Source organism: Microbispora amethystogenes (genome assembly GCF_016863015.1).
Classification (GTDB): Bacteria; Actinomycetota; Actinomycetes; order Streptosporangiales; family Streptosporangiaceae; genus Microbispora; species Microbispora amethystogenes.
Map to the genome: position 1 here is coordinate 214,410 of NZ_BOOB01000004.1, position 22,891 is coordinate 237,300.

Here is a 22,891-nt window from a genome sequence, read left to right on the forward strand (position 1 = left end):
TAGAAAGGGTCGCCGGCGATGATCCAGCGTCATGCACGAATCGGCATGGGTCGGGCATCGGCGCTCCGCTCAGGCGAGACGTTGGGTTCGGAGATCAGGTGAGAGGGTGCGGCGCCAGTCGGGCAGCAACTCGTCGATGAGCGCCTCGGTCTCCGGGGCCATCCCGCCGCCGTACGGGTGGGAGGCCGAGCGGCGCACCAGGCCGTCGACGACCGCCCGCAGCCGGACCGGCTCCCCGGTGGCGTGCGAGGCGCGGAGCAGGTCGCGCCACAACCCCTCGTCGTCGGCCGCGAGCAGCAACCCGGCGCGGGCCGCCGCCACCGCGCCGTACGGGTCGTCGCGCCGCAGCCTGATCTCGCACAGTTCGTGCGCCGCGTCCGCCACCCAGGCCGTCACGTCGTACTCCAGCGGGTCGGCGGCCAGCCAGGCGTACCGGTCCGGCGGCCTGCCGCTCAACAGCGGCCCGCGGACCAGCCGCAACGCCCGGTTCAGCAGGTCCTCCTCGACCTCGCCGGAGGAGGACGTCCCGGCCCATTCGCTCGCCTGCCGCACGAGGTCCTGGAACAACCGCCAGTCCGTACGGATCTCCGGCCCGAGCCGCAACCGCCCGGACCGGTCGGCGAAGAGGTGGGGACGCCCCTCGGAGTCGCGGCCGAGCCATTCGGCGACCCGGGCGATGGTGGCGTCGCGGACCGCGGTCTGCACGCCGCGCGGCCACAGCACCCCGGCGAGGACGACCGGATGCACGCCTTCGGGATGCGTGGCGAGATAGACGACGAGCTCGTGGGCGAGGGCCGCCCGCCCCTCTTCGAGGGGGTTCACCGGGCTGATCTCGATCGGGCCGAGGACGCGCACCTCGATGGCCGGGGGCTCCTCGCTGAGCCGCTCCGTCACGGGGGTGAGCGGCTCGCTCTCCTGGCGCATGGCGGTCCGGAACAGGCCGACCACCGCGTCGTAGTGCCGGCGCGGCAGCAGGTGTGCCTCGATGTCCAGGCCCAGGGCGTCGACGCGGGTCCGTCCGCCGTCGGTGACGTCCCACTTCCAGGTGGCGTGCGGCACCTCACCCGCGATCACGAAGCCGCTCGCCGTACGGGTGCCCTTGCCGAGCAGCGCCAACCGGCGCGCCTCGTCCTCGTCGGGCCGGATGGCCGACAGCAGGTAGTGGGGCGTGTAGGCGGGATCGGCCACCCGGCTGTGCACGCGGCCGGTCAGCACGTCGCCGTCGTGCCGGCCGCGCTCCTCGAACTCGGGCAGCACCTCGGCCAGGCTGCCCGCCGTCCTGATCCGGTCGGGCGCGAGCAGGGTGAGTTCCTCGCCGAAGCCGACGAGTGTGAGACGCATGTCGTCGGACCAGCGGTTGGTGGCGAGTTCCACGGCGAGCGCGGACAGGGCGGCGACGGTGTGCGCGCCGGTGATCGCGATGATTCCGTGGGCGGCCTCCAGGTCGACCAGGACCCGGCCGCCCTGACCGGTGCCGAGCGAGACCAGCCCGGGATAGGGCGCGGGCACCCCGGCGAGCGCGTGCTCGTCGATGCGTCGCCCCTCGTGGGCCGGGAGCCGCCAGACCTGCCCGCCGTCGCAGGCCTCCCACGGCTCGGGCGCGTGCTGCTCGGCCGGGTGGATCCACAGGTCGAGACCCCGGCTGGACAGATGCACGGCGTAGATGGTGGGCGGCCGCCTGCCTGAGTCGGCCAGCAGGCGGCCGAGCAGGCGAAGGCCGATGTCGAGCATCCGGCTGCCGGGTGCGTCGGCGCCGAGGCGGATCGCGACCTCGGCCTCGGCGGCGTCTCCGCGTGGCCGCGCGATCCGCCGTCCGAACGCCCTGCGCCACAGCTGCTCGCGCCGTTTGCGGCCGAGCAGGGCCAGCAGCCCGGCCGCCGCCAGCGACGACGCCGCGAGGTAGTCGGCGAGCACCGGCCCGCCCCGCTGCCCGTCCTCCTCGGCTCCGCCCCCGTCGTGGTCACCGGCCGCCGCGGCGGGAGCGCCGTGGGCATCGGCCGTCGCGCCGGGTGAGGAGGCGGGCGGGGACACGGACGGGGACACGGACGGGGAGCCGGTGGCGTGGCGGCCGGGTGCCGCGGCCTCGGCGACGGGCCGGTTACGCACCGGGGGCTGCCCCTCCTCCCGCGCGGACCCCGCACCGGGCTGCTCGGACGCGTGATCGCCCGGGTCCTCGGCCGCTTGCTCGGTGGGGCGTGCCTCCCCCACCGCGGCCGGTTGAGCGGTGGTGGTCGTGATCGGCCGTGGCGTCCGCGGCGCCTCGCCCGTCGCGTGAGCGTCCGGCACGGCGGCCTTGCCCGTGGCGTGCGCGTCCGGCGTAGTGGGCTTCCCTGTGGCGTGGGCATCCGGCGTGCCGGCCTTGCCCGTCGCGTGGGGGTCGGGGGCTGCGGCACGGCCGGTGGCGTGGGCGTCCGGGGTGGCGGGCTTGCCCGTGGCGTGCGCGTCCGGCGTGGCGGCGTGACCGCTGTGTCCCGGCTGCTGCGCCGCGGAGGGGTCCTGCGGCATCGCGGGCGGCGGCAGCACGACCCCCGGCTTGCCCGGCTGGGGGGTCACCCTGCCGGGCTCGTGCCGTACGTCGCCCTGATGCTGAGCGGTCCCCTCCGGCCGCGGGGTGGCGGGTCCGGCCGTCGGCGGAGTGTGCCGCGCCTTCCCGCCCGGCCCGGCCGGGGCGTCTCCCGAGCCCTGGTCGGGCAGCGTCGTGTCCCTTTCCCCACCGGCCGAGCCACCTGCTGAGCCACTGGGGGCGCCCGTTCCGGCCGATACGCGCGGATCGGGCGTGGCGTGCGGACGCTCGTGGGCGCCGCCGGGCGAGCCGGTCGTCGTGTGAGGGGTCGGGCGGGGATGCGCGCGAACGTCGCCGCCCTTGGCGTCCGCTCCCCCGGCGCCGCCGCCATAACGGGTGGTGCCGTCAAGCTCGGCGGGGGCGTTCCGGTGTTCCTTGAGGATCTCCGGCCGGTCCTCGTCGACGGGCACGACGTGGACGTTCCTGGCGTCGTCCGGCATGTCGAGCACCCAGCCGGGGCGGATCAGATCGGCCATGTGGAGGCGGCTGCCGTCCGGCTGCTCCTTGTGCTGGTTCAGCTGATAGATCTCCGGATAGCGGCGCCCGTCACCCAGGCACTTGTCCGCGATCTCCCAGAGGCTCTCGTGATGACGCCCGTGCGGGGGCTGGACCACGTAGACCTTCTTGACCTCCCTGGCGTGCAGGGCCGGCCGGTCCGCTTCTGTCTGGGGCACCGGCGCAGCCAGCACGGCGGCGACCGTCTGCGCCTTGATCACGACGGGCGCGCCCGCGCGGGCGATGGGCACCACCGCGGCGGTCGCCGTGAAGAGCAGCAGGACGGCGCCGACAAGGCGGTTCGCGAGCGCCTGTGTGCCGCCCGACAACGGCACCCGGGCCGGCATCCCGACCCGGCGCAGCCCCGCGTACACCTCGACGATCACGCACAGGAACAGCTGCAGCCAGGCCAGCCACACCAGGAGGACCAGGATCGCGATGATCGTTTCCGGGCCGACGTGGTCGGTGAACAGGTCCAGGTTCAGCAGATCACCGCTGATCGGCGGCCCGGCCAGCCGGAGCAGCGCGTACGGCACGCCGCCCACCAGGGCGACGAGCGCGATGAACGCCCCGATGCCGGCGAACACGTCCTTCGCCCCGCGCCTGGACCGCGGCCGCACCGACCGGTCGTCGCGCCAGTGCTCCGGCGCGCGCTGCGGTGCCAGCACGGACGGCATGCCCTCGGGACGCGGTCGCGGTCCCCGGCCGGGCTCCTGACGGACGGCCTGATAGGAGTCCTGGTAGGCGTCCTGGCCGGAAGTCCGGCCCGCACGTCCGGGAACGCCGCGCGGCGGCGCGGCGGCACGGCCCGGCCACTGCGTCTGCCCTGCAGGGTCACGGGCGGGGTCAGGGGCGGAGTCGCGGGCGGAGTGCCGGCCCTGCGGCGTGGACCTGTCCGTCATTCCTCCCCCGGATCCGGTGCGGCCGTGGCCTCCGCCTCCATGTCGGAGCCGGCGAAGCCGAGCGCGGACAGGAAGAAGGCGTCCCAGTGGACCGCCACCCCCACTGTCACGTCCGCCTGGCCACCGCCCACCGTGCAGTCGGTCATGCGTACGCCCTCCGCGTCTCGGTCCGTAGCGATCTCCTCGGCCCGGCCGCACACCGCGCCCTCGTCGGCGAGCAGGCGCACCTGACCGGAGGCCCGAAGAGTCTCCTCGTCGATCTGGTCGGCGGCGGCGCGGGCGGCCTGCTCGGCGATGTCGGCCGCCTTCAGCCGGGCGTTGATGGCCGCCCCGCCGTCCACAAGCAGCCCGGCCAGCAGGAACACCGCTCCCGAGAACACGACCACGAACACCGACATGGAGCCCCGCTCCGCCGCTCCGCGCCGTACGGCCCGGGCACGCGCGCCCGGCCGCCGGGGGGCGGCGGCCGGTGGTGGGGCGGGGCGGGAGAGAGGGATCATTTCTGCACCCTCCGGAACCGCTCCAGCGGCACGACCGAGGTGCCCGACATCTGCTTGGCCGCGCCGAAGCCGAGGACCGCCAGATCGAGTTCGCAGGTCACGGTGGCGCGGACGACCGCGAGATGCTCGTCGGTGCTCATCTCCCACTCGGTGCCGGACATGTCGACCTGCGGCGAGCATTCGCCGGAAAGGGCCGTTTCGGCGGCCTCCCTGGCGGCCGACTCGGCCTCCGACTGCGTGCGCTGCACCGAGGCGGCCCGCGCGGCGTCACGTGCGGCCCCGTTGACCTCTCCCTGCGCCTCCACGATGCGGCCCGCCGCGACCAGGAACAGCAGGAACAGCAGGAGGATCGGGGCGAGCATGACCGTCTCGACCGTCATCGAACCGCTCTCTCCTTCCGCTGCGCCGTGTGTGGTCTGGGCGAGTCGTGCGGCCCGCGCGGAGCGGGGAGTCATTCGCACCCCTCCGAACCGTCGTCCGGGCGGAAGCACTCCACGGGCCCGCCGAAGCGCGAGGTGATGTGGATGGCCATTTCGGGCAGTAGCGGCACCACCAGTACGGCGTCGCCGGTGACCTCGATGCCCCGCTGGTCGCCCTGCTCCCACGCCTTCGCCTCGGCGTCGCGCAGCAGTTGCGGGCCGATCGCCTGCACGATCTGCCGGGCCTTGCCCTCCGCGGCCTCCTGCCAGCCGTCGGAGGAGCCCGCCGTCCTGGCGACGCGCGCGCCCTCCCGGGCGGCGGCGTCGGCGACCTGACGGCCGTGGAACCAGAGCGCGACCTGGACGACCAGGAAGACGACCGCCAGCACGATCGGCATCAGGATGGCGAGCTCGATCACCGTCGCGCCCCGCTCACCCCGCCGCCCGCCGCCCTTCTCGCCAGGCGGCCGTCGCACGGAGCCGCGAGAGCCGCCCGGCTCGGCGCCGAGCCGGGCGGGCCCGGGCCCGTACGGCTCGGCGGCATGTGGCCGGGGACGGGAGCCGCGTGGCCCGCGTCCGCGTCCGCCCTGCACCCTTGTCATCCTCCGCCGCCGCCACCGCCACCGCCACCACCGGCACCGCCACCACCACCACCACCGAAGCCTGTCTCGATGTCCGCCTGCCGCCCCTCGACCAGTGTCCTGATCAGTGTGGCCAGACCGAGCGCGACCCCGGCGATGATGGCGGTGATGATCACCCATTCGACCGCCGAGGCGCCCTTGGACGGTGCGGTCCTGGCGCGGTCGAGCCGTACGTGGAGCACGGCGACCAGATAGTGAAACCAGAGCATCAGGCCCCCAACATCTTCATGGCTGCCGGAAAGGTAAGGAAGATCACGAAGCCCGCGCACAGCAGGAGCTGGGCGACGAGCATCGACTGGGACCGCTCGCCCGCCTTGCCCTCGACCTCCGCGAGCTCGCGGCGGCGCAGGGTGGCGGCCCGTGCGGTGAGTGACGAGCGCACCTTGGCGCCGTCGTCGGCGACCAGCCCGAGGGCGGCCGAAAGGTCTCGCAGCTCGTCGACGTTGATCTCCTCGCCGAGCTGGCCGAGTGCCTGCCATGGGGTGATACCGACGATCCGGGCGTTCGCCAGTGCCTCGCGGATGCGCTCCATGGCCCAGTTCGCGCCGGGGGCGGGCCCGGCCGCGTTCGCGGCGCCGTTCACACCGCCGCTCCCGGTGCCGGTCGAGGCGCCGGCGGCCGTGCCGTTCAGCGTGCCGTTCAGGGTTCCGTTGAGCGCGCCGGGCGCGGCGGCGGGGCTGCCGACGGAGACGGCCATCATCAGCGCCTCCGGGACGCCCCGGCCGCCCGCGAGGTTCATCGCCACGAGGTCGAGGAAGGCCCCCACGGCGTGCCGGAAGTCCCGGCGCCGTTCGGCGGCGTCCCGCTTGATCTGCAGGTCGGGCAGCAGGAAGAAGACCACACTGACGGCCAGGGCCGACCACAGTGGCACCTGCAGCGAGACTCCCCACCCCATCAGCGCCAGCCAGCCGACGAGCAGCGGGAACGCCAGCAGGCCGGAGACCCCCAGCAGCAGCTTCGTCGCCAGGAAGCCCTCGAACGACCTGCCGAGCAGCGCGAGGTCGGCCTTGGTCGAGCGCACCTCCCAGCCGCGGCTCTCGTAGAAGGCGGCGAGCCGGACGCCGAGCGTACGGCGGAACTCGCTGACGTTCTCCTCCGGCGCGATCAGGGGAGCCCGGGGCACGCCCGTGCCGTCGCGGGCCTGGTCGAGCGCGGCGAGCCGGGCGAGCAGGCCGGGCCGGGGCGGGAACAGCGCGCGCAGCAGCAGGAAGATCCCGAGCCCGAGCACCACCCCGGCAAGCACGGTATTGATCACGGCGTCCTCCCTTCGGCCGCGAGACCACCGACGGTTCCTCCGGCGGGGGCCGGCCGCGTCTGGGGGCGGGTCTGCGACTGAGAGATCTCGGCCCGGGGGTGCGGGGCGAGGATCCGGGCGGGCTTGTCGAAGTGGGCGAGCCGCCGCATCCACGCGAAGCCCGCGCCGAACAGGCCGGCCACGACGACCAGCACGGCCTGGCCGAGCACGGAGTTGTACTCCTCCACGTAGGACCGGTTGAACACGACGAGCGTGCCGGCGAAGACGAGGGCGGTGCCGACGACGATCTGCACGCTCTTGCGGGTGGACCTGCGCTCGGCCTCCACCCGGCGGCGCATGTCCAGTTCCTCGCGGGCGGAGACGGCCAGGGCCGAGAGCACGTCGCGCAGGCCCGGCCCGCGCAGCCGGGCGTTGAGGATCAGCGCCGCCACGACGAGGTCGGCGGAGGTGTCGTCCAGCTCGTCGGCGAAGATCCGCAGCGCGTCCGAGAGCGGCATCCTCATGTGCAGGCGGTCGACCAACGCCCGAAGGTGGGGTTGCAGCATCGGGGCCGCGGCCCGGATCGAGGACGGGATGGCCTGCTCCAGGCCCGCGGCGCCGGCGATCGTGTCCCGCAGCGACTCGGTCCAGGCCGCGAGGCCCTCCAGCCGCCGCATCGCGGCCCGCTCCTCGGCCGCGCCGCCGGTGAGCCCGCGCCAGGCGATGACCAGCAGTACGGCGCCTCCCGCGATGACCGGCCACCCCGTCACCACCAGCACCAGCACGCCCGTGATCAGGGCGACCGCCATCCTGGTGGACAGCGCGCGCAGCAGCGCCGTCCGTTTCGCCTTGCCGTCGGGAGAGGCGGGCCGGGGACGCACGCCGTACAGCGCCAGGGCGAGGAGGAAGATCCCGCCGCCGGCCATCGCGCCGGGCAGCAGCACCAGCGGGTCGAGCAGGTCCTGGGGCACGGGCAGCAGGCCGCTCATCGCCACGCTCCCATCGCCGGGTCGTAGCCGTGGGCGGCCAGTTCGTCCGCGCAGGAGATCGGGGCGTGCGGCACCACGTAGCCGCCCGACATCGCGAACACCTCCGAGGACAGCACCCGCCCGTCGCAGCCCGTGACCTCGCGCACGCTGGACACGTAGCGGCGCAGCGTGCCACCCCGGTGGTAGTCGTTGCGCTTCTCGATGAACACCACGAAGTCGATGGCCCCGGCGATGAGCATGTGGGTGGCCTCGATGGGCAGCCGCTCCGTGGCCTGCAGCGCGTAGGTCGCGATGCGGTTGAACACCTCCATGCTGGAGTTGGCGTGGATCGTCGACAGCGACCCGTCGTTGCCCTGGGTCATCGCGTTCAGCATCGTGACGATCTCGTCGCCCAGCACCTCGCCCACGATCACCCGGGAGGGGTTCATGCGCAGCGAGCGGCGCACCAGCTCGGCCATCGTGATCTCTCCCTGCCCCTCGGAGTTGGGCAGGCGGTGCTCGAAGGCCACCACGTTCGGGTGCAGCTCGGGGAACTGGTCCAGCCCCAGCTCAAGGGCACGTTCCACGGTGATGAGCCGCTCGGTCGGCGGGATCTCGTTGGCCAGCGCCCGCAGCAGCGTCGTCTTCCCGGCGTTCGTCGACCCGGCGAGCATGATGTTCTTGCGCGCCGCGACCGCGGCCGTGAGGAACCTGCCCACCTCGGGGGTGAGCGTGCCGTTCCCGACGAGGTCGGAGAGGAAGACCTTGCCGAGGCGGGACCGGCGGATCGACAGCGCGGGCCGCACGGTGACGTCCATGACCGCCGAGAGCCGCGAGCCGTCCGGCAGGCGCAGGTCGAGCTGCGGGTTCGCGGTGTCGAAGGGCCTCGACGACAGGCCCGAGTACGCCGCGAGGATCTGGATCAGCTCGACCAGCTCCTCGTCCGACTCCGCGACGGGGTCGTGCATGAGCTCCTGGCCGTCGGCGTAGCTGACGAACACACGGTCGCACCCGTTGATGTCGATGTTCTCGACCTCGGGGTCGTCCAGCAGCGGCTGGAGGCGGCCGACGCCGAAGAGGGCGGCATGGATGCCCGCCGCGAGCGCCTCCTCCTCCTCGGCGGTCGGCGGCGTGCGCCCCACGCCGATCTCGCCGCGCGCGAACTCCTCCAGCACCTGGGCGATCAGCGCCCGGGCGAACTGCCGTTCGTCCTCCCCCGACATCGGCGGCAGGCCGCTCGCCTGGTCCAGCCGCCGCTGGTGTGCCAGCCGGTCGCCGACCTCCTGCCGGAACCGCTTCACCAGGCCGTGGTCGACGGTCCGCCCCTGGGCGCTCACGACCGCACCTCCGGGGCCCGCCGCGTGATCCGGCCGCCCGGCTGCCGCCGCGCCTGCTCCGGCTCCTCGCCGCCGCCCGCGAGGTGCGTGGCGAGGCGGGTGGCCAGCTCCCGCGCCGTACGGATCAGCAGGCTGCGGTCGAGCTTGCCGCCCCACTGGCCGCGCAGCAGCTCCGCGCCCTTCGGGTCGTGCGCCAGGCCGCCGACGAAGGCGACGTCCCAGCCGGACACGATGCGCCGGATCTCCTCCAGCGAGGTGCGGTACGACCGGGGGTCGGCGATGACGACGACGCCGGCCTTGCGGCCGAGCAGCGACAGCCGCTCACGCAGGTGGGCGACGTGGTCGAGGTTGGCCCGCGTGAACAGCACCACCAGGTCGGCCTCGGCCATGAGGTCGTTGATCGGGGCGTGCAGCCCGAGGCGGCCGCAGTCGGCGAGCACGTCGGCCTGCGGCAGGGCGGCGAACGCCCGGCCGAGCGGCCCCCACAGCCAGGTGAGGCCCGCCGCCTGCTCGCCGTTGGTCAGCCCGGCCAGCACGTCGAGGCCGCCGACGAGCTTCTGCGTGTGCTCGTACAGAAGATCGGTGTGGAGCCCGCGCCGCGCGACCGCGCCGAGGCTGAGCAGGCCGCGGCCGGGGTTGAGCACGCTCCCGTCGATCCCGGGCAGGCGGTAGGCGAGGTCGCCGCCGGACGGATCGCACTCGGCGAGCAGCACCGGGCGGGGCCACACCGCGCCGAGGGCCGTCGCCGCGGTGGTCACGCCGGGCGCCCCCTTGTCGGCCGCGAGCACGATCAGCGCCACGTCACTTGACCCCCGGAAGCGAGATGAGTGCGATCTCGCCGCTCGACGCGTACTGCGCGATCGTCGGCGCGATCGTGGTGTCGACGACGATCGTGACCAGCCCACCGCCGGACCGTCCGGAGGAGATGCTCTCCACGCGGGCGGCGGTCGTCAGCACCTTCTGCTGGGTGGTCGCGGAGTTGCGCCCGGCCGTGGGCACGTAGACCACCTGGACGATCTCGCTCCACCTGAGGTCGGTGGGCATCTGTCCCGCCTTGAGCGAGAGGCCGACCTTGGCCTTGGCCGGGCCGACCTGGTCGGTGCTCTTGGCGGTCATCGGCTCGGTGAGCAGCGTGCCGGGCAGCAGCGTCACCGCGGCGTACGTCTTGATGACCTGGTCCCTGTACCGCCAGGCGACGTAGTCGATGCCGGTGTCGGCGATCTGCACCTCCCGCAGCGCGGACGGCGGGATGCGCTGCCCGGCGCCCACCTGCTGGGTGATCTGCACGGCCGAGACGCGGTCGCCGCTGCGCAAGACCAGGAGGGTGGTCGCCAGGGCGCCGCCCAGGATGAGGAGGACGGCGAGCGCGGCGAGGGCGGGCTTGCGCTCCCGCGGCGGCACGGGCAGCTTGCGGGAGGCCGGACCGGACAGGCCGGGCCGCGCGGCCGCGCGAGCGTCCTGCGGCGACTTCTCGCTGATCCTCATGGGCGGGGGACCCCCAGGATGACGGCGCCCCTTCTATTTTCGGGCCGCTCGATTGTAATTACGGTCTTACCGTTGCTCCGAATTCACTCCATTATGGCCAGCTCCGGCCGCCATAAGTGGCGCGAAGTGGCGACCCATGCTTATCCGTTAGGAATACGCCTGTCAACGGGAGTCGATCTATCGCCATATCGACACAAAGCTTTACTATCACGACATTTCGTGATAGTGACTGACCACATCCTCCCCACTTGTCACGTCGTTCACAGCGGCATCTCGCGAAGCGCGGCCGGGGTCGTGCCGGGCATGTCTCCCGGTCCGTCACACGTCGCCTGATGACAGGCGCTTTTACCTATTCCGGGAAACGCCCAGATGAGCGGCGGATGCGCGGCTACGGTGTCCCGCGGGAGAACGGCCGGACGAGGCGGCGCCGGAGCCGGCCTCGGTGAAGATCTTCACTGGAACGCCCCGGGATGAAACGCTTTCCGGAGTTCTCGCCGCACCACCGCCGTCTGGGAGTCTGCGCATGCGGGTTACGCTCACCGTGGTCACCGAGCACGGCCGCCGCGACGTGCTGGTCGAGGGAGACGGGACCGCCACGGTCGCCGCCCTCACCGGCGCGCTCACCGCCACGCTGGAGGGCGCGTCCGCCCGGCCCGCCAACGTCGTACGGCTCCCGCGTGCCCGCGCGCCGTACGACATGGACCGGGACCGGCCCGCCGCGCCCGCCGCCGGCCAGGAGACGAGACTGTGGGTGGACGGCCGGCCGCTCGACCCCGACGCGGTCGTGTTCGGCCTGTTGCGGGACGGCGACCTCGTGGCCCTGGACGGCCACGCCGCGGCCGCCACCGTGACCGAGGAGCCCGGCGGCCCGGCGGAGCTCCGGGTGGTGGGCGGGCCGGGCGCGGGAGTGGTCCACCGGATCGGGCTCGGCGCGCACACGCTGGGCGCCGACCCCGCCTGCGCGGTCTCCGTGCCCGACCCGAGGATGCCGCCGGTCGCGCTGGTCGTCAGGCTCGCCCTCGGGACGGCCACCGTGGAGCCCGCCGGACCTGCTCCCGCGCCCGGCGGCGAGCCGGTCGCCCGGCTGGACGGCGAGCCGGTCACCGGGGCGGTCGAGTGGCCCGCGGGCGGCATGCTCTCCTGCGGCGGCTCCGTACTGTCCCTGGGCCCCGTACGGCCCCCGGACGCCCACCTCGACGCGCTGCCGGACGGCGGCCTCGCCTACAACCGGCCGCCGCGCCTGCAGCGGCCCGAGCGGCAGCGGCGGTTCACCGTCCCGGCCGAGCCGAAACGCGGCGAGGGCATGCGGCTGCAGTTGCTGGCCGCGATGCTGCCGGCCGTCCTCGGCGTGGTCATGGCCCTCGTCACCCACACGTGGTACTACCTGCTGATCGCGTTCATGACGCCGCTCATCATGATCGGCCAGTGGGTGAGCGACCGCAGGCACGGCAGGAAGAAACACCGCCAGGCGCTCAAGGCGTACCGCGAGCGGATGGCCGCCTTTGAGGCGGAGGTGGCCCGCGCGGTGCGGCAGGACGAGGAGGCCCGCCGCCAGGGCGCCCCCGACCCCGCCGAGGTGCTGCTCACCGCGACCGGGCCGCGCCGCCGCCTCTGGGAGCGCCGGGTGCACGACCAGGACGCGCTGCGGCTGCGGATAGGGCTCGCCGACCTGCCCGCCGACCTGGAGTTCGAGCCGGAGACCGGCACTCCTCCCGACGCGGCCCGGCGGGAGCCGCCCGTCTGCCACGACGTGCCGGTCGCGCTCGTCATGCGCCGCCTCGGCGTCGCGGGCCTGACCGGTCCGCGGGAGGTGGCCCTCGGCTGCGCCCGGTGGCTCGTCGGCCAGGCCGCCGCCCTGCACAGCCCGCGCGACCTCGCCGTCGTGGTGCTCTCGGCCAACGCCGACGGCGCCGAGCAGTGGGGCTGGGTCCGCTGGCTGCCGCACTGCGCCCCGGACGCCGCCCGCGGGGGCGCCCTGTCGTCCGACTGCGCCGCGCTCGTCGGCGCCGACCCCGAGGCCGCCGCCCGCCGCGTCTCCGAGCTCGCCGCCCTGGTCGCCGAACGGCTCGACGCCGAGAACGGCTCCGGCCCCTACCCGGGGGCGCCGCGGGGCGCCCGCCTGTCGGGCGGCCCGGCGGGCTGGGACGACCTGGGGCGCGGCGGGAACCGGCCCGCCGAGCCGGCTTTCACCACCTACGACGAGCGGCCGTTCGACGTGCTCGTCGTGCTCGACGGCGCGCAGGTGCTGCGCGGCCTGCCCGGCATGCCGCAGGTGCTGCGGCAGGGCCCCCGGGCAGGCGTCTACACGATCGCGATCGACGACGACGAGCGGCTGCTGCCCGAGGAGTGCGCGACGGTCGTGTCCTGCGACGCCGCGGGCGGCGTACGGCTCCACGGCGGCGGCCTCGACCCGATCACGGGCATCCGCGCCGACCGGGTCTCGCCGTCCTGGGCCGAGCGCCTGTCCCGCGCGCTCGCCCCGCTGCGCGACGTGAGCCGCGAGGACCCCTCGGCCGCCCTGCCCGACGCGGTCCGCCTGCTCGACCTGCTGGACGTCTCGCCCGACCCGACCTCCCTCGCCGAACGGCAGGGCCGTACGACCCGGGCCCTGATCGGCGTGGGACCGGAGGGGCCGTTCGAGGTGGACCTGAGCAGGGACGGCCCGCACGCCCTGGTCGCGGGCACGACCGGCGCGGGCAAGTCGGAGCTGCTGCAGACCCTGATCTGCTCGCTCGCGGTGGTCAACCGGCCCGACGAGATGACGTTCGTGCTGATCGACTACAAGGGCGGGGCCGCCTTCAAGGAGTGCGTGCGGCTCCCGCACACGGTCGGCATGGTGAGCGACCTCGACGGCCACCTGACCCAGCGGGCCCTGTCGTCGCTGGCCGCCGAGATCCGGCGCAGGGAACGCCTGCTGCTCGACGCGGGGGCCAAGGACATCGAGGACTACCAGCGGTCGCGCGGGGCCACGTGGGTCCTCGGCACCGGCGGCGTCCGCCGGGCGCGCGGCGGCGGGATCTTCGCCGCGCCGGTGCCGGAGAGCGCCGGGAACAACAGGGACCTGCCGCCGCTGCCCCGGCTCGTCCTGATCATCGACGAGTTCGCCGCGCTGGTGGCGGAGCTGCCCGACTTCGTCGACGGCCTGGTCGACATCGCCCGCCGGGGCCGTTCCCTCGGCATCCACCTGATCCTCGCCACCCAGCGGCCGGGCGGCGTGGTCACCGCCGACATCCAGGCCAACACCTCGCTCAGGATCGCGCTCCGGGTGACCGACGCCCGCGAGTCCGGCGACGTCATCGACGTGCCGGACGCCGCGCACATCTCGCGGTCGACGCCGGGCCGCTGCTACGTGCGGGCGGGCTCGTCCACGCCGGTCGCCGTGCAGACGGCCAGGATCGGCGGGCGGACCCCGCAGGTCCGGGTCCGCGGCAACGGGACGGCCGACGGCGGCGCCGAGGACGTGCGGGTGCTCGACCTGCCCTGGCCCGCGCTCGGCCGTCCGCTGCCCGCCCCGCCCGCCCAGGCGGGGAGCGGCACCGACCTGGCCCTGCTCGTCGACGCGCTGCTGGAGGCCGGGAACGGGCTGCCCCGCCAGCCCAGCCCCTGGCTGCCGCCCCTTCCGGACCGGGTCGTCCTCGACGTCGAGGCCGCGGCGGCCGGGCGGTCCGGCTCGGGACGGTCCGGCTCGGGACGGTCCGGCTCGGGGCGGTCAGGGTCTGGGCGGTCCGGCTCCGGGCGGTCGGGGTCCGGGCGGTCCGGGTCGGGGAGCGACCCGCTCGACGGCGGGGCGCTGGCGGCGGCGCCGCCGTACCGGCCGGGGATCGAGGAGGTGCCGCCGCTGCCCTTCGGCGTGACGGATATGCCCTGGCGGCAGGCCCGGCGGGCGCTCACGCTCGACCCGCGCCACGGCGGCCACCTGCTGATCGCGGGCGGCGCGCGCAGCGGCAGGTCCAGCGCGCTCCGGACGATCGCGGGGTCGATCGCGGCCGGCGCCTCCCCCGAGGACGTGCACGTCCACGCCGTCGACTGCGGGTCGGGCGCGCTGCTGCCGCTCGTCGCGCTGCCGCACTGCGGCGCCGTGGTCACGCGCGACCAGATGGACCGGGTGGAGCGCCTGCTGACCCGGCTGCGCGCGGAGGTCGGGCGCCGTCAGCACCTGCTGGCCGAGGCGGGGTACGCCTCGCTCGCCGAGGCGCGGGGCGCCGCCAGGTCCCGGGCCGACACCAGGCCGCCCGCGGCCCGGGACCGTTCGGGCGTGGGGGCGCTGCCCTGGATGGTGCTGCTGCTGGACCGCTGGGAGGGATACGTCGCGGCGTTCGAGAACTACGACTACGGGCGGCTGGTCGACGCGTTGCTGCAACTGCTGCGGGAGGGACCGGCCGTGGGGCTGCGCGCCGTCGTCACCTCCGACCGGTCGGGCCTGATCGGGCAGATCTCCACCGTCTTCGACGACCGGCTGGTGCTCCGGCTCGCCGACCCCGCCGACTACGGGCTCGCCGGGCTGCCCGTACGCAACCTGCCGACCTCCATGCCGCCGGGCCGGGCCCTGTCGGTGGGCGACCACGGCCTGGTGGAGAGCCAGTTCGCGCTGCTCGGCGACGATCCCTCCGGGCCCGCGCAGGTGGCGGTCCTGCAGGATCTCGCCCGTACGGCCGCGGCCAGGTTCGGGGGCACAGCCGGGGGCACGACGAGCGGCACGACGGGTGGTGCGACCGGCGGGACGGGAGCCGTGGGGGACGGCGGGGAGGCGGCCCGCGCCTGGGTCTGGCCGTCGGAGCCCCCGCTGCGGGTGGACGCGCTGCCGATGCGGATAACGGTGGAGCAGACGATGGACCTGGCTCCGGCGTTCGAGCCGCCGTCGGCGCTGTGGGCGCTGCTCGGCGCGGGAGGTGACGCGCTCACGCCGCTGGGCGTGGACCTGCAGGGCCAGGGCCCGGCGGCGGTGATCGCCGGGCCGCCCCGATCGGGCAGGTCGTCCACGCTGCTCACGGCGGCGCGCTCGCTGCTCGGCCGGGGCACGCCGGTGCTCGTCGTGACCCCGCGCCGCAGCCCGCTGCGCGACCTCGCAGGGACGTCCGGAGTGCTCGCCGTGCTGGACGGCAACGCCAGGAGCGTGACCGGGGGCGGCGCGGACGAGTTCGGCGGCCTGCCCGGCGCGCTCGACCCGCTGGCCCTGGTCGCCGGGCACGAGCGTTACGTGGTGGTCGTGGACGACGCGGAACTGATCTCCCCCGACTCGCCGCTCGGGCTGGCCCTGGACGAGATCCTGCGGACCGGCCGGGACGGCGAGCACGGCCTGCTCGTCGCGGGGACCACCGGCGACCTGGCGACGGCCTACCGGGGCTTCGCGGCCGAGGCGCGCAAGGGCCGGACCGGCCTGCTGCTCAACGTGCAGAGCCCCGCCGACGGGGACCTGTTCACCGTACGGCTGCCGCGTGGCGCCGTTGGCGGGCCTCCCGGGCGGGGCCTGCTGGTCATCTCGGGCACCGCCACCCCGATCCAGGCGGCCGTCCCCCAGTGACCCAGCGCCCTAGCGCCCCAGAGACACAGTGACGCTGGAGACACAGCGCCGGACGCCGCAGAGGCGGCGTCCGGCGGTGAGACGAGGACGGCTATTTCAGCCCTTTTTCCGGCATAAAGGCCGTCCCTTTTCACGAATCGCCGGACGCCTCGTCAGCCGGGGCGCCCAGCGGAGATCGTGTGGATTTCGTTAACGGGTGGCGGACTCGATGTTGCCGCGGTAGGTGGTGATGACCCGGGAGGCCTCGTTGAGCTCTTCCGCCATGCGCTGGAACGCCGTCCGGTAGCTCTGCCAGGCGTCGTGGAAGCGCTGCGCGCCGGGGCCGGTCCAGGCGGTGCCGACCTTGGCCGCCTCGCGGTCGAGGGCGGCCATCGTGGTGCGAACCTGGTCCGCCTGCTGGCTGAACTGCGCGGCCATGCCCTGCATCTCCGCGGGGTCGCCGCCGAGCAAGCTGTTACTCATTCAGTCACTCCTCCATCGACAAAGGGGCCGCCCTCACCGTAAAACGCAGGTCAATCCTGTGGAGACCTTATGCCGAGCGGCTATATCGGAACGGAAGGAGAGTGTGGCTTTTCTGGTAGTTCATTCCCCTTCCACCGGGCATTGCCGGGAGGAGCCCGCCCGCCGGGCGCAGGGTCCCGGCCGCCCACCCCGGAAATCCCTGCCCGGCGTAGGTCAGGGGTGCCCCTGGGGCCCCCTCGGGTCAGGCGGCACCTCTACACTCCCAGGCAGGGTTCGCGAGCGCTGAAGGGAAGGGACATCCCTGTGCACAAGGTCCTGATCGCCAATCGTGGCGAAATCGCCGTACGGATCGCCCGGGCCTGCCGGGACGCCGGCCTGGCCAGCGTGGCGGTGTACGCCGACCAGGATCTGGACGCGCTGCACGCGCGGGTGGCCGACGAGGCCCACGCGCTCGGCGGGCAGAGCCCGGCGGAGACGTACCTCGACATCGCGAAGATCCTGGCGGTGGCCGAGAAGACCGGTGCGGACGCCGTCCATCCCGGCTACGGCTTCCTGGCCGAGAACGCGGACTTCGCCCAGGCCGTGATCGACGCCGGCCTGATCTGGATCGGCCCGCCGCCCTCGGCGATCAACGCGCTCGGCGACAAGGTCCAGGCCCGGCACATCGCGCAGCGCGTCGGCGCCCCGCTCGTGGCGGGCACCCCCGACCCGGTGTCCGGCGTGGACGAGGTGGTCGAGTTCGCCGGGCGGCACGGCCTGCCGATCGCCATCAAGGCGGCCTTCGGCGGCGGCGGGCGCGGGCTCAAGGTGGCCCGGACGATGGAGGAGATCCCCGACCTCTACGAGTCGGCCGTACGCGAGGCGGTGACCGCCTTCGGGCGCGGCGAGTGCTTCGTCGAGCGCTACCTCGACCGGCCGCGCCACGTCGAGACCCAGTGCCTGGCCGACCGGCACGGCAACGTGGTCGTCGTCAGCACCCGCGACTGCTCGCTCCAGCGCCGTCACCAGAAGCTCGTGGAGGAGGCCCCGGCGCCGTTCCTCACCGACGAGCAGCTCGACCTCCTCTACTCGTCGTCGAAGGCGATCCTGCGCGAGGCGGGATACGTCGGCGCCGGCACCTGCGAGTTCCTCGTCGGCCAGGACGGCACGATCTCCTTCCTGGAGGTCAACACCCGGCTCCAGGTCGAGCACCCGGTGACCGAGGAGGTCTCCGGCATCGACCTCGTCCGCGAGATGTTCCGCATCGCCGACGGCGAGCCGCTGGGGTACGACGACCCGGCGCTGCGCGGCCACTCGATCGAGTTCCGGATCAACGCGGAGGACGCGGGCCGGGGCTTCCTGCCCGCGCCGGGCACGCTGACCTCGATGCGCGTCCCCTCCGGGCCGGGCGTACGCCTCGACGGCGGCTACGAGACCGGGATGAGCGTCCCGCAGGCGTTCGACTCGCTCGTGGCCAAGCTGGTCGTGACCGGGGCCACCCGGCGGCAGGCGCTGGAGCGGGCGCGGCGGGCGCTCGCCGAGTACGAGATCGGCGGCATGCCGACCGTGCTGCCGTTCCACCGGGCCGTGGTGGACGACCCCGCCTTCGCCGGGGAGCCGTTCTCCGTCCACACCCGGTGGATCGAGACCGAGTTCGTCAACGACATCCCGCCGTACGAGGCGACGGCGGAGACTCCCGGCGAGCCCGCCGGCCGTGAGCGGATCACGGTCGAGGTCGGCGGCAAGCGGCTGGAGGTCGTGCTGCCCGCGGGGCTGAGTTCGGCGGGCCCGGGGGCGGACCGGCCCGAGCTCAGGAAGGCCGCGCCCAGGCGGTCCGGCGGGAGCGGCGCGAAGAAGGCCGCGGCGAGCGGCGACGCGCTCGTCAGCCCCATGCAGGGCACGATCGTGAAGGTCGTCGTGGCTGACGGTGACACCGTCGAGCCCGGCGACACGGTCATCGTCCTGGAGGCGATGAAGATGGAGCAGCCGCTGACCGCGCACAAGGGCGGCACGGTCACCGGCCTGGCGGCCACCGTCGGCCAGACGGTCACCGCCGGGACCGCGCTCTGCGAGATCAAGGACGCCTGACCCGGCCCGGCCCGCGGCGACCGTACGGTCGTCGTGCGGTGTGGTGCGGCGATGGGGAACGATAGTTTCCTGTGGAGGAACCATCGCGCCCTGCCGTTCGTCCAGTAGGGCGAAGGAGGCTTAAGCCGTGACCATGAAATCACCGCTCGGACGGGCCGGGGCCGCCCTGGCGGCTCTGTTCGCCGGGCTCTTCATCTCGCTCGCGCTCGCTCCGGCCGCGAACGCGGCGGCTCCGCCGGACCCGGCCACGGTCGTGGCGTCATGGAAGAACAGCAGTAACCCGCTCTTCGTCCAGCCCGGGTCGCCGCTCTCGCCGGACCAGCAGAGCAAGATCCGCAAGGAGCTGGAGGACTCGAAGGCCAAGATCTACATGGTCGCGCTGCCGGACGGCACCGTGACCACGGCCCAGGTGAGCACGTACATCCCGCAGCTGATGACCGAGCTCGACAAGGCCGGGCGGTCGCGGGCGACCGTGGCCCTGCTCGACGGCATGAGCCTGTTCGCCGGCTCCAACGACCTGCCGAAGAACGCCGCGGGAACGTTGGCGCGGCTGTCCACCAGCGCCAACAGCGACGTGGTCAGCGGCATGCAGGACTTCGTCAACCGGGTGAACCTGGTCCACGAAGGTGATGTGAAGGGCGCGCGGGGCCCTGGTTCCACCGTCGGTGGTGGCGGCGGCTCGGGTGTGCTCGTCGGCATCCTGGGCGTCGCCGTAGTGGGAGGTGCCGGTTTGTGGATCATCGGACGCCGCAACAAGCGCAAGCGCGAGGAGCGCGAGGCCGCGGAGCTGGCCGCCGTCAAGCAGACGGTCGAGGAGGACGTCACCAAGTTCGGTGAGGAGATCACCGCGCTCGACGTCGACGTCAAGATGCTCCCCCAGGCGGAGACGACGAGCGACTGGCAGCGCGCGCTCGACTCCTACGAGCGGGCCAAGACCGAGCTGGACGCGATCAAGCGGCCCGAGGACCTGCGTACGGTGACCTCGACGCTGGAGGACGGCCGCTACGCGCTGGCGTGCGTGAAGGCGCGGGTGAACAACCAGCCGCTGCCCGAGCGGCTGCCCCCGTGCTTCTTCAACCCCCAGCACGGCCCGTCGGTGCGCAACGTGCGCTGGGCGCCGCCCGGTGGCGCGGTGCGCGACGTCCCCGCCTGCGCGGCGGACGCCGAGGCGGTGGAGCGCGGCTTCGACCCGCAGATGCGCGAGGTCATGGTCAACGGCCAGCGCCGGCCGTACTGGGACGCCGGTCCCGCCTACCAGCCCTACGCGTACGGCTACTACGGCGGCTTCGGCGGCGACCTGCTCACCGGAATGATGGTCGGCACGATGCTCGGCGGCGCCTTCGGCGGCTGGGGCCACGGCGGCTACGGCGCCGGCTACGACTCGGGCTACGCCGCGGGCGTCGAGTCCGGCGGCGGCAACGACTGGGGCGGCGGCGACTGGGGTGGCGGCGGTGGCGGCGGTGGCGGCGACTTCGGCGGCGGCGGCGACTGGGGCGGCGGCAGCGACTTCGGCGGAGGAGACTTCGGCGGCGGCGGCGACTGGTAACGCCTGACACGGCACCGGATACGACCTCGGAAGGGGGCGGACCACGACGGTCCGTCCCCTTCGTCGTCGGAGACACCGGGAAGCGATCGGTGGCGGGTCAGGGATGCATGAGCAGCAGCGGGTCGCAGGTGTCGGTTCCCGTCAGGTGGGGGTTGTTCGGGTCGACCAGGCCCTTCTCACTGTTGACGATGTAGTAGCCCCCGGCGGGCCGGGGGATCACGATCAGCGTCTGGTACTGCATGAGCGGCTGCGCCTTGGCGGTCGTCCCTCCGTGCCCCAGCGAAGCGACCAGCATGGACCTGAGCATGGCGAAGAGATTGTCGTGGTTGAATCCGGGCCAGATGAGCACCCGGTAGGTGTGCGGGATGATCCCGAGCTTCTCGCTGAGACCCCGGACCGACACGCGCGAGTCCGCCCAGTGCGGCACGTGCCAGGCGGCCAGGTTGTCCTGCGCGACGAGGTCGTTCAAAGACTCCCATCGCGCCCGTGCCATGTGGATGTGCAGCTGGTCGAAATTCCTGATCGCCTTCGAGTTGATCCCAAGCCCCACCGGAGTGGGAACCACGGTGGGAGACTGGGTGGCGTAGTAGTCGGCGGCGCTCCAATAGTTCGGCGCACTGTTGCCGCAGATCCAGGAACACTCGATACCGTTGATCCGCTCCGTGGGGACGAGAATGTAGTTGACGTATCCCTTCTTGCTGTTGGTGCCGCCCATCACGACGTAGTCGGTGTGGTTCTGCAGGCAGGTGTTGTTGCTGTGGCACTTCTGACTGCGCTGCCAGAGAGAGTCCGAGTCGGTGGTCCTGCCGCATTCCTTGGGGTCGGGCCCCTGGGCGATGCTCAGTTGAGGCGCGGCCAGGGCGCGCCCGGCACCGGAAAGAAGGCCCGCACCCGCGAGCAGGCCGGTCCCCGCCAGGCCGGAGAACTGGATGAACCGGCGGCGCGTCAGCTCGCTCGCCTCGCCGCTCGCCCGGTCGCTTTCACGCATGATTGTTACCCCCGATGACCCGCACCTTCGTTCGGCCAGATTGATCCCCTTCCGATAGGCCGATAAAAGCCCCTGGGACAGCCTTTTATCACCTCAGGAAAGATCGGGACACTTCTCTCGGGCGCCGCGAGAACAACCGGGCGTTCCACTTCCGCGCACGCACGGCGGCTGCCCGCGGGAAAGCGATGGTTTGTCGCCTCGTTGCGCGGCCGCCGAGCGGACGGCCATCAGAATGACCCGGCGCGACATAATAAGCAATATTAGGCGATTGCGACAAAGGCGATATGGTGCCGATTTTCTCGATATGGACCAGCGCCTCGCCCGAGCCGGAGCGGCCGTGAGCGCTCCGGGAGATGGCGTCAGCGACTTGCAAGCGAACGTAAAGATCGCGTGGGAGACTCGGGGCGTTCCCCCCAGGAGGCCCCCCTTGCGCCGTTTCGCCCCCCTCTTCGTCGCCGTCCAGGTCCTGTCGCTCGCCTTCCTGCCGGCGACGCTCTTCTCGTCCCCGGCGGACGCCGCACGCGTTCCGTACGCGGCGGCGGGGGCGCCGTGCGCGCCGGGAAGCGGCGTCAAGCTCCGGGGCAGGGACCTCACCCAGGGCAGCACCCTCCCCGCGGTCCTGCGGTGCGCCGACCTCACCGGCGCGAAGCTCGACGGGGTGGATCTCACCGCCAGGGACCTGACCGGAGCCGTCCTCCGCAAGGCGTCGTTGAAGGAGGCCGACCTCGGCCAGGCGCACCTCGACTACGCCGACCTGCGCGGGGCCGACCTGTCGGACGCGGACCTCGGGCAGTTGCGGGCCAGGAAGGCGGATCTGCGCGGAGCGATCCTCACCGACGCGGACGCCGTCCAGGCCGAGTTCCCGCACGCCGACCTGACGGGGGCCGTTCTCACCCGGGCCGTGCTCACGCAGGCCGACCTCACCGACGCCACGCTCGTGGGCGCGGACCTCAGGGACGCCACGCTCGGCCAGATCAAGGCCCGCAAGGCCGACCTCACCCGCGCCAAACTCGGCGAGGCCAAGCTCGGCCAGGCCCATCTGGAGCACGCCGTGCTCAGGAACGCGGACCTGTCGGAGGCGGAGTTCACCCAGGCCGAACTGGACGGCGCCGACTTCCGGGGCGCCGACGTCGGCAAGGCGTCCTTCATCCAGGCGAGCGACGTGAACCTCACCGGCGCCCGCGGCACGCCCGTGAACCTGCCGGACGACGCCGTCGCGCCCGGCCGGACCGACGGCGCGGACGGAGAGGGGGACGCCCAGGTCGGTGTGGACGACGTCGTACGCGGCGACACCGGCGACGATCTCACCGTGCGCGCGGGCGGCACGCGGGGCCCGTCACCGGCGCTGATCCTGGTCGTCGTGAGCGGCCTCGGACTTGTCCTGACCCTGATCATGTGGGGCGGCGCGCACCGTCGCAAGCAGCGCTTCGCGGCGGAGATGGCGGTGGCCAGGCACGCCGCCGAGGAGGACGTGACCCGCTTCGGCGAGGAGATCGACGCCCTCGACTTCGAGATGAAGATCAACCAGATCAGCGGCCCGTCGCAGGAGTGGCGGGCGGCGCTCGACGCCTACGAGGCGGCAAAGCAGGCGCTCGGCGTCGCCCGCACGCCGTACGAACTGCGGGCGGCGGCCGTCACGGTGGCGCGCGGACGGGACGCCCTGCGGCAGGTGCGGTCCCGGCTGCCGAACACGGGCGGAAGCCGCTGAGCCGCGGCGGAAACCGGCCGTGCGGCCCGGCTCGCGCCCGCCGAGGGGCCGGCAC

General features: G+C 73.6%; 16 protein-coding genes. 4 read left to right on the forward strand and 12 right to left on the reverse strand.

Annotation, left to right across the window (positions count from 1 at the left end; translation table 11 throughout):
• Window positions 1-69 precede the first annotated feature (69 nt).
• The 10 genes from Mam01_RS04070 to Mam01_RS04115 form a co-directional block, all read right to left on the reverse strand.
• Window positions 70-3,960, reverse strand: a complete 3,891-nt coding sequence (locus tag Mam01_RS04070) for an AfsR/SARP family transcriptional regulator (RefSeq protein ID WP_204284126.1) — start codon at window positions 3,958-3,960, stop codon at window positions 70-72.
• Window positions 3,957-4,460: a pilus assembly protein TadG-related protein gene (locus Mam01_RS04075; RefSeq protein ID WP_239101023.1), complete on the reverse strand. Its 504-nt coding sequence runs from the start codon at window positions 4,458-4,460 to the stop codon at window positions 3,957-3,959. The genes Mam01_RS04070 and Mam01_RS04075 overlap by 4 nt, the downstream gene beginning before the upstream one ends.
• Window positions 4,457-4,840 carry a TadE/TadG family type IV pilus assembly protein gene (locus tag Mam01_RS04080; protein ID WP_204284127.1) on the reverse strand — a complete coding sequence of 128 codons (384 nt, stop codon included), beginning with the start codon at window positions 4,838-4,840 and terminating at the stop codon, window positions 4,457-4,459. Before Mam01_RS04080 ends, Mam01_RS04075 begins: the two co-directional genes overlap by 4 nt.
• A 71-nt stretch (window positions 4,841-4,911) precedes the next feature.
• Complete coding sequence (locus Mam01_RS04085) at window positions 4,912-5,472, reverse strand: TadE family protein (RefSeq protein ID WP_239101024.1); 561 nt, start codon at window positions 5,470-5,472, stop codon at window positions 4,912-4,914.
• 5 nt (window positions 5,473-5,477) lie between these two features.
• Window positions 5,478-5,729: a hypothetical protein gene (locus Mam01_RS04090; RefSeq protein WP_204284129.1), complete on the reverse strand. Its 252-nt coding sequence runs from the start codon at window positions 5,727-5,729 to the stop codon at window positions 5,478-5,480.
• Window positions 5,729-6,775: a type II secretion system F family protein gene (locus Mam01_RS04095; RefSeq protein WP_204284130.1), complete on the reverse strand. Its 1,047-nt coding sequence runs from the start codon at window positions 6,773-6,775 to the stop codon at window positions 5,729-5,731. Before Mam01_RS04095 ends, Mam01_RS04090 begins: the two co-directional genes overlap by 1 nt.
• Window positions 6,772-7,743, reverse strand: coding sequence for a type II secretion system F family protein (locus Mam01_RS04100; RefSeq protein ID WP_204284131.1), 972 nt, complete (start codon window positions 7,741-7,743; stop codon window positions 6,772-6,774). The genes Mam01_RS04095 and Mam01_RS04100 overlap by 4 nt, the downstream gene beginning before the upstream one ends.
• On the reverse strand, window positions 7,740-9,059 hold the full coding sequence (locus tag Mam01_RS04105) for a TadA family conjugal transfer-associated ATPase (RefSeq protein ID WP_150930584.1): 1,320 nt from the start codon (window positions 9,057-9,059) through the stop codon (window positions 7,740-7,742). The genes Mam01_RS04100 and Mam01_RS04105 overlap by 4 nt, the downstream gene beginning before the upstream one ends.
• The gene (locus Mam01_RS04110; RefSeq protein WP_239101025.1) at window positions 9,056-9,859 is read right to left on the reverse strand and encodes a MinD/ParA family ATP-binding protein; all 804 of its coding nucleotides are present in this window, start codon (window positions 9,857-9,859) and stop codon (window positions 9,056-9,058) included. Before Mam01_RS04110 ends, Mam01_RS04105 begins: the two co-directional genes overlap by 4 nt.
• A gap of 1 nt (window position 9,860) precedes the next feature.
• Window positions 9,861-10,544 (reverse strand): hypothetical protein, encoded by a 684-nt coding sequence (locus Mam01_RS04115; protein WP_204284132.1) that lies wholly within the window; start codon window positions 10,542-10,544, stop codon window positions 9,861-9,863.
• A gap of 523 nt (window positions 10,545-11,067) precedes the next feature.
• Here Mam01_RS04115 and Mam01_RS04120 point away from each other — a divergent pair.
• A complete protein-coding gene (locus tag Mam01_RS04120; RefSeq protein ID WP_239101026.1) occupies window positions 11,068-16,065 on the forward strand; it encodes an FtsK/SpoIIIE domain-containing protein in 4,998 nt (1,665 codons plus the stop codon).
• A 189-nt stretch (window positions 16,066-16,254) separates the two neighbouring features.
• Here Mam01_RS04120 and Mam01_RS04125 read toward each other — a convergent pair whose 3' ends face one another.
• A complete protein-coding gene (locus Mam01_RS04125) occupies window positions 16,255-16,527 on the reverse strand; it encodes a WXG100 family type VII secretion target (RefSeq protein WP_111698308.1) in 273 nt (90 codons plus the stop codon).
• 303 nt (window positions 16,528-16,830) lie between these two features.
• Between Mam01_RS04125 and Mam01_RS04130 the strand changes: the two genes are divergently transcribed.
• On the forward strand, window positions 16,831-18,594 hold the full coding sequence (locus Mam01_RS04130) for an ATP-binding protein (protein WP_204284133.1): 1,764 nt from the start codon (window positions 16,831-16,833) through the stop codon (window positions 18,592-18,594).
• 133 nt (window positions 18,595-18,727) lie between these two features.
• Window positions 18,728-20,140, forward strand: coding sequence for a hypothetical protein (locus tag Mam01_RS04135; RefSeq protein ID WP_239101034.1), 1,413 nt, complete (start codon window positions 18,728-18,730; stop codon window positions 20,138-20,140).
• A gap of 97 nt (window positions 20,141-20,237) precedes the next feature.
• On the opposite strand, the gene Mam01_RS04140 is transcribed toward Mam01_RS04135, so the two are convergent.
• Window positions 20,238-21,128, reverse strand: a complete 891-nt coding sequence (locus tag Mam01_RS04140; RefSeq protein WP_204284134.1) for a CDP-diacylglycerol diphosphatase — start codon at window positions 21,126-21,128, stop codon at window positions 20,238-20,240.
• A gap of 427 nt (window positions 21,129-21,555) precedes the next feature.
• Between Mam01_RS04140 and Mam01_RS04145 the strand changes: the two genes are divergently transcribed.
• Entirely contained in the window at window positions 21,556-22,836 is a 1,281-nt protein-coding gene (locus Mam01_RS04145; RefSeq protein WP_204284135.1) for a pentapeptide repeat-containing protein, read from the forward strand.
• Window positions 22,837-22,891 lie beyond the last annotated feature (55 nt).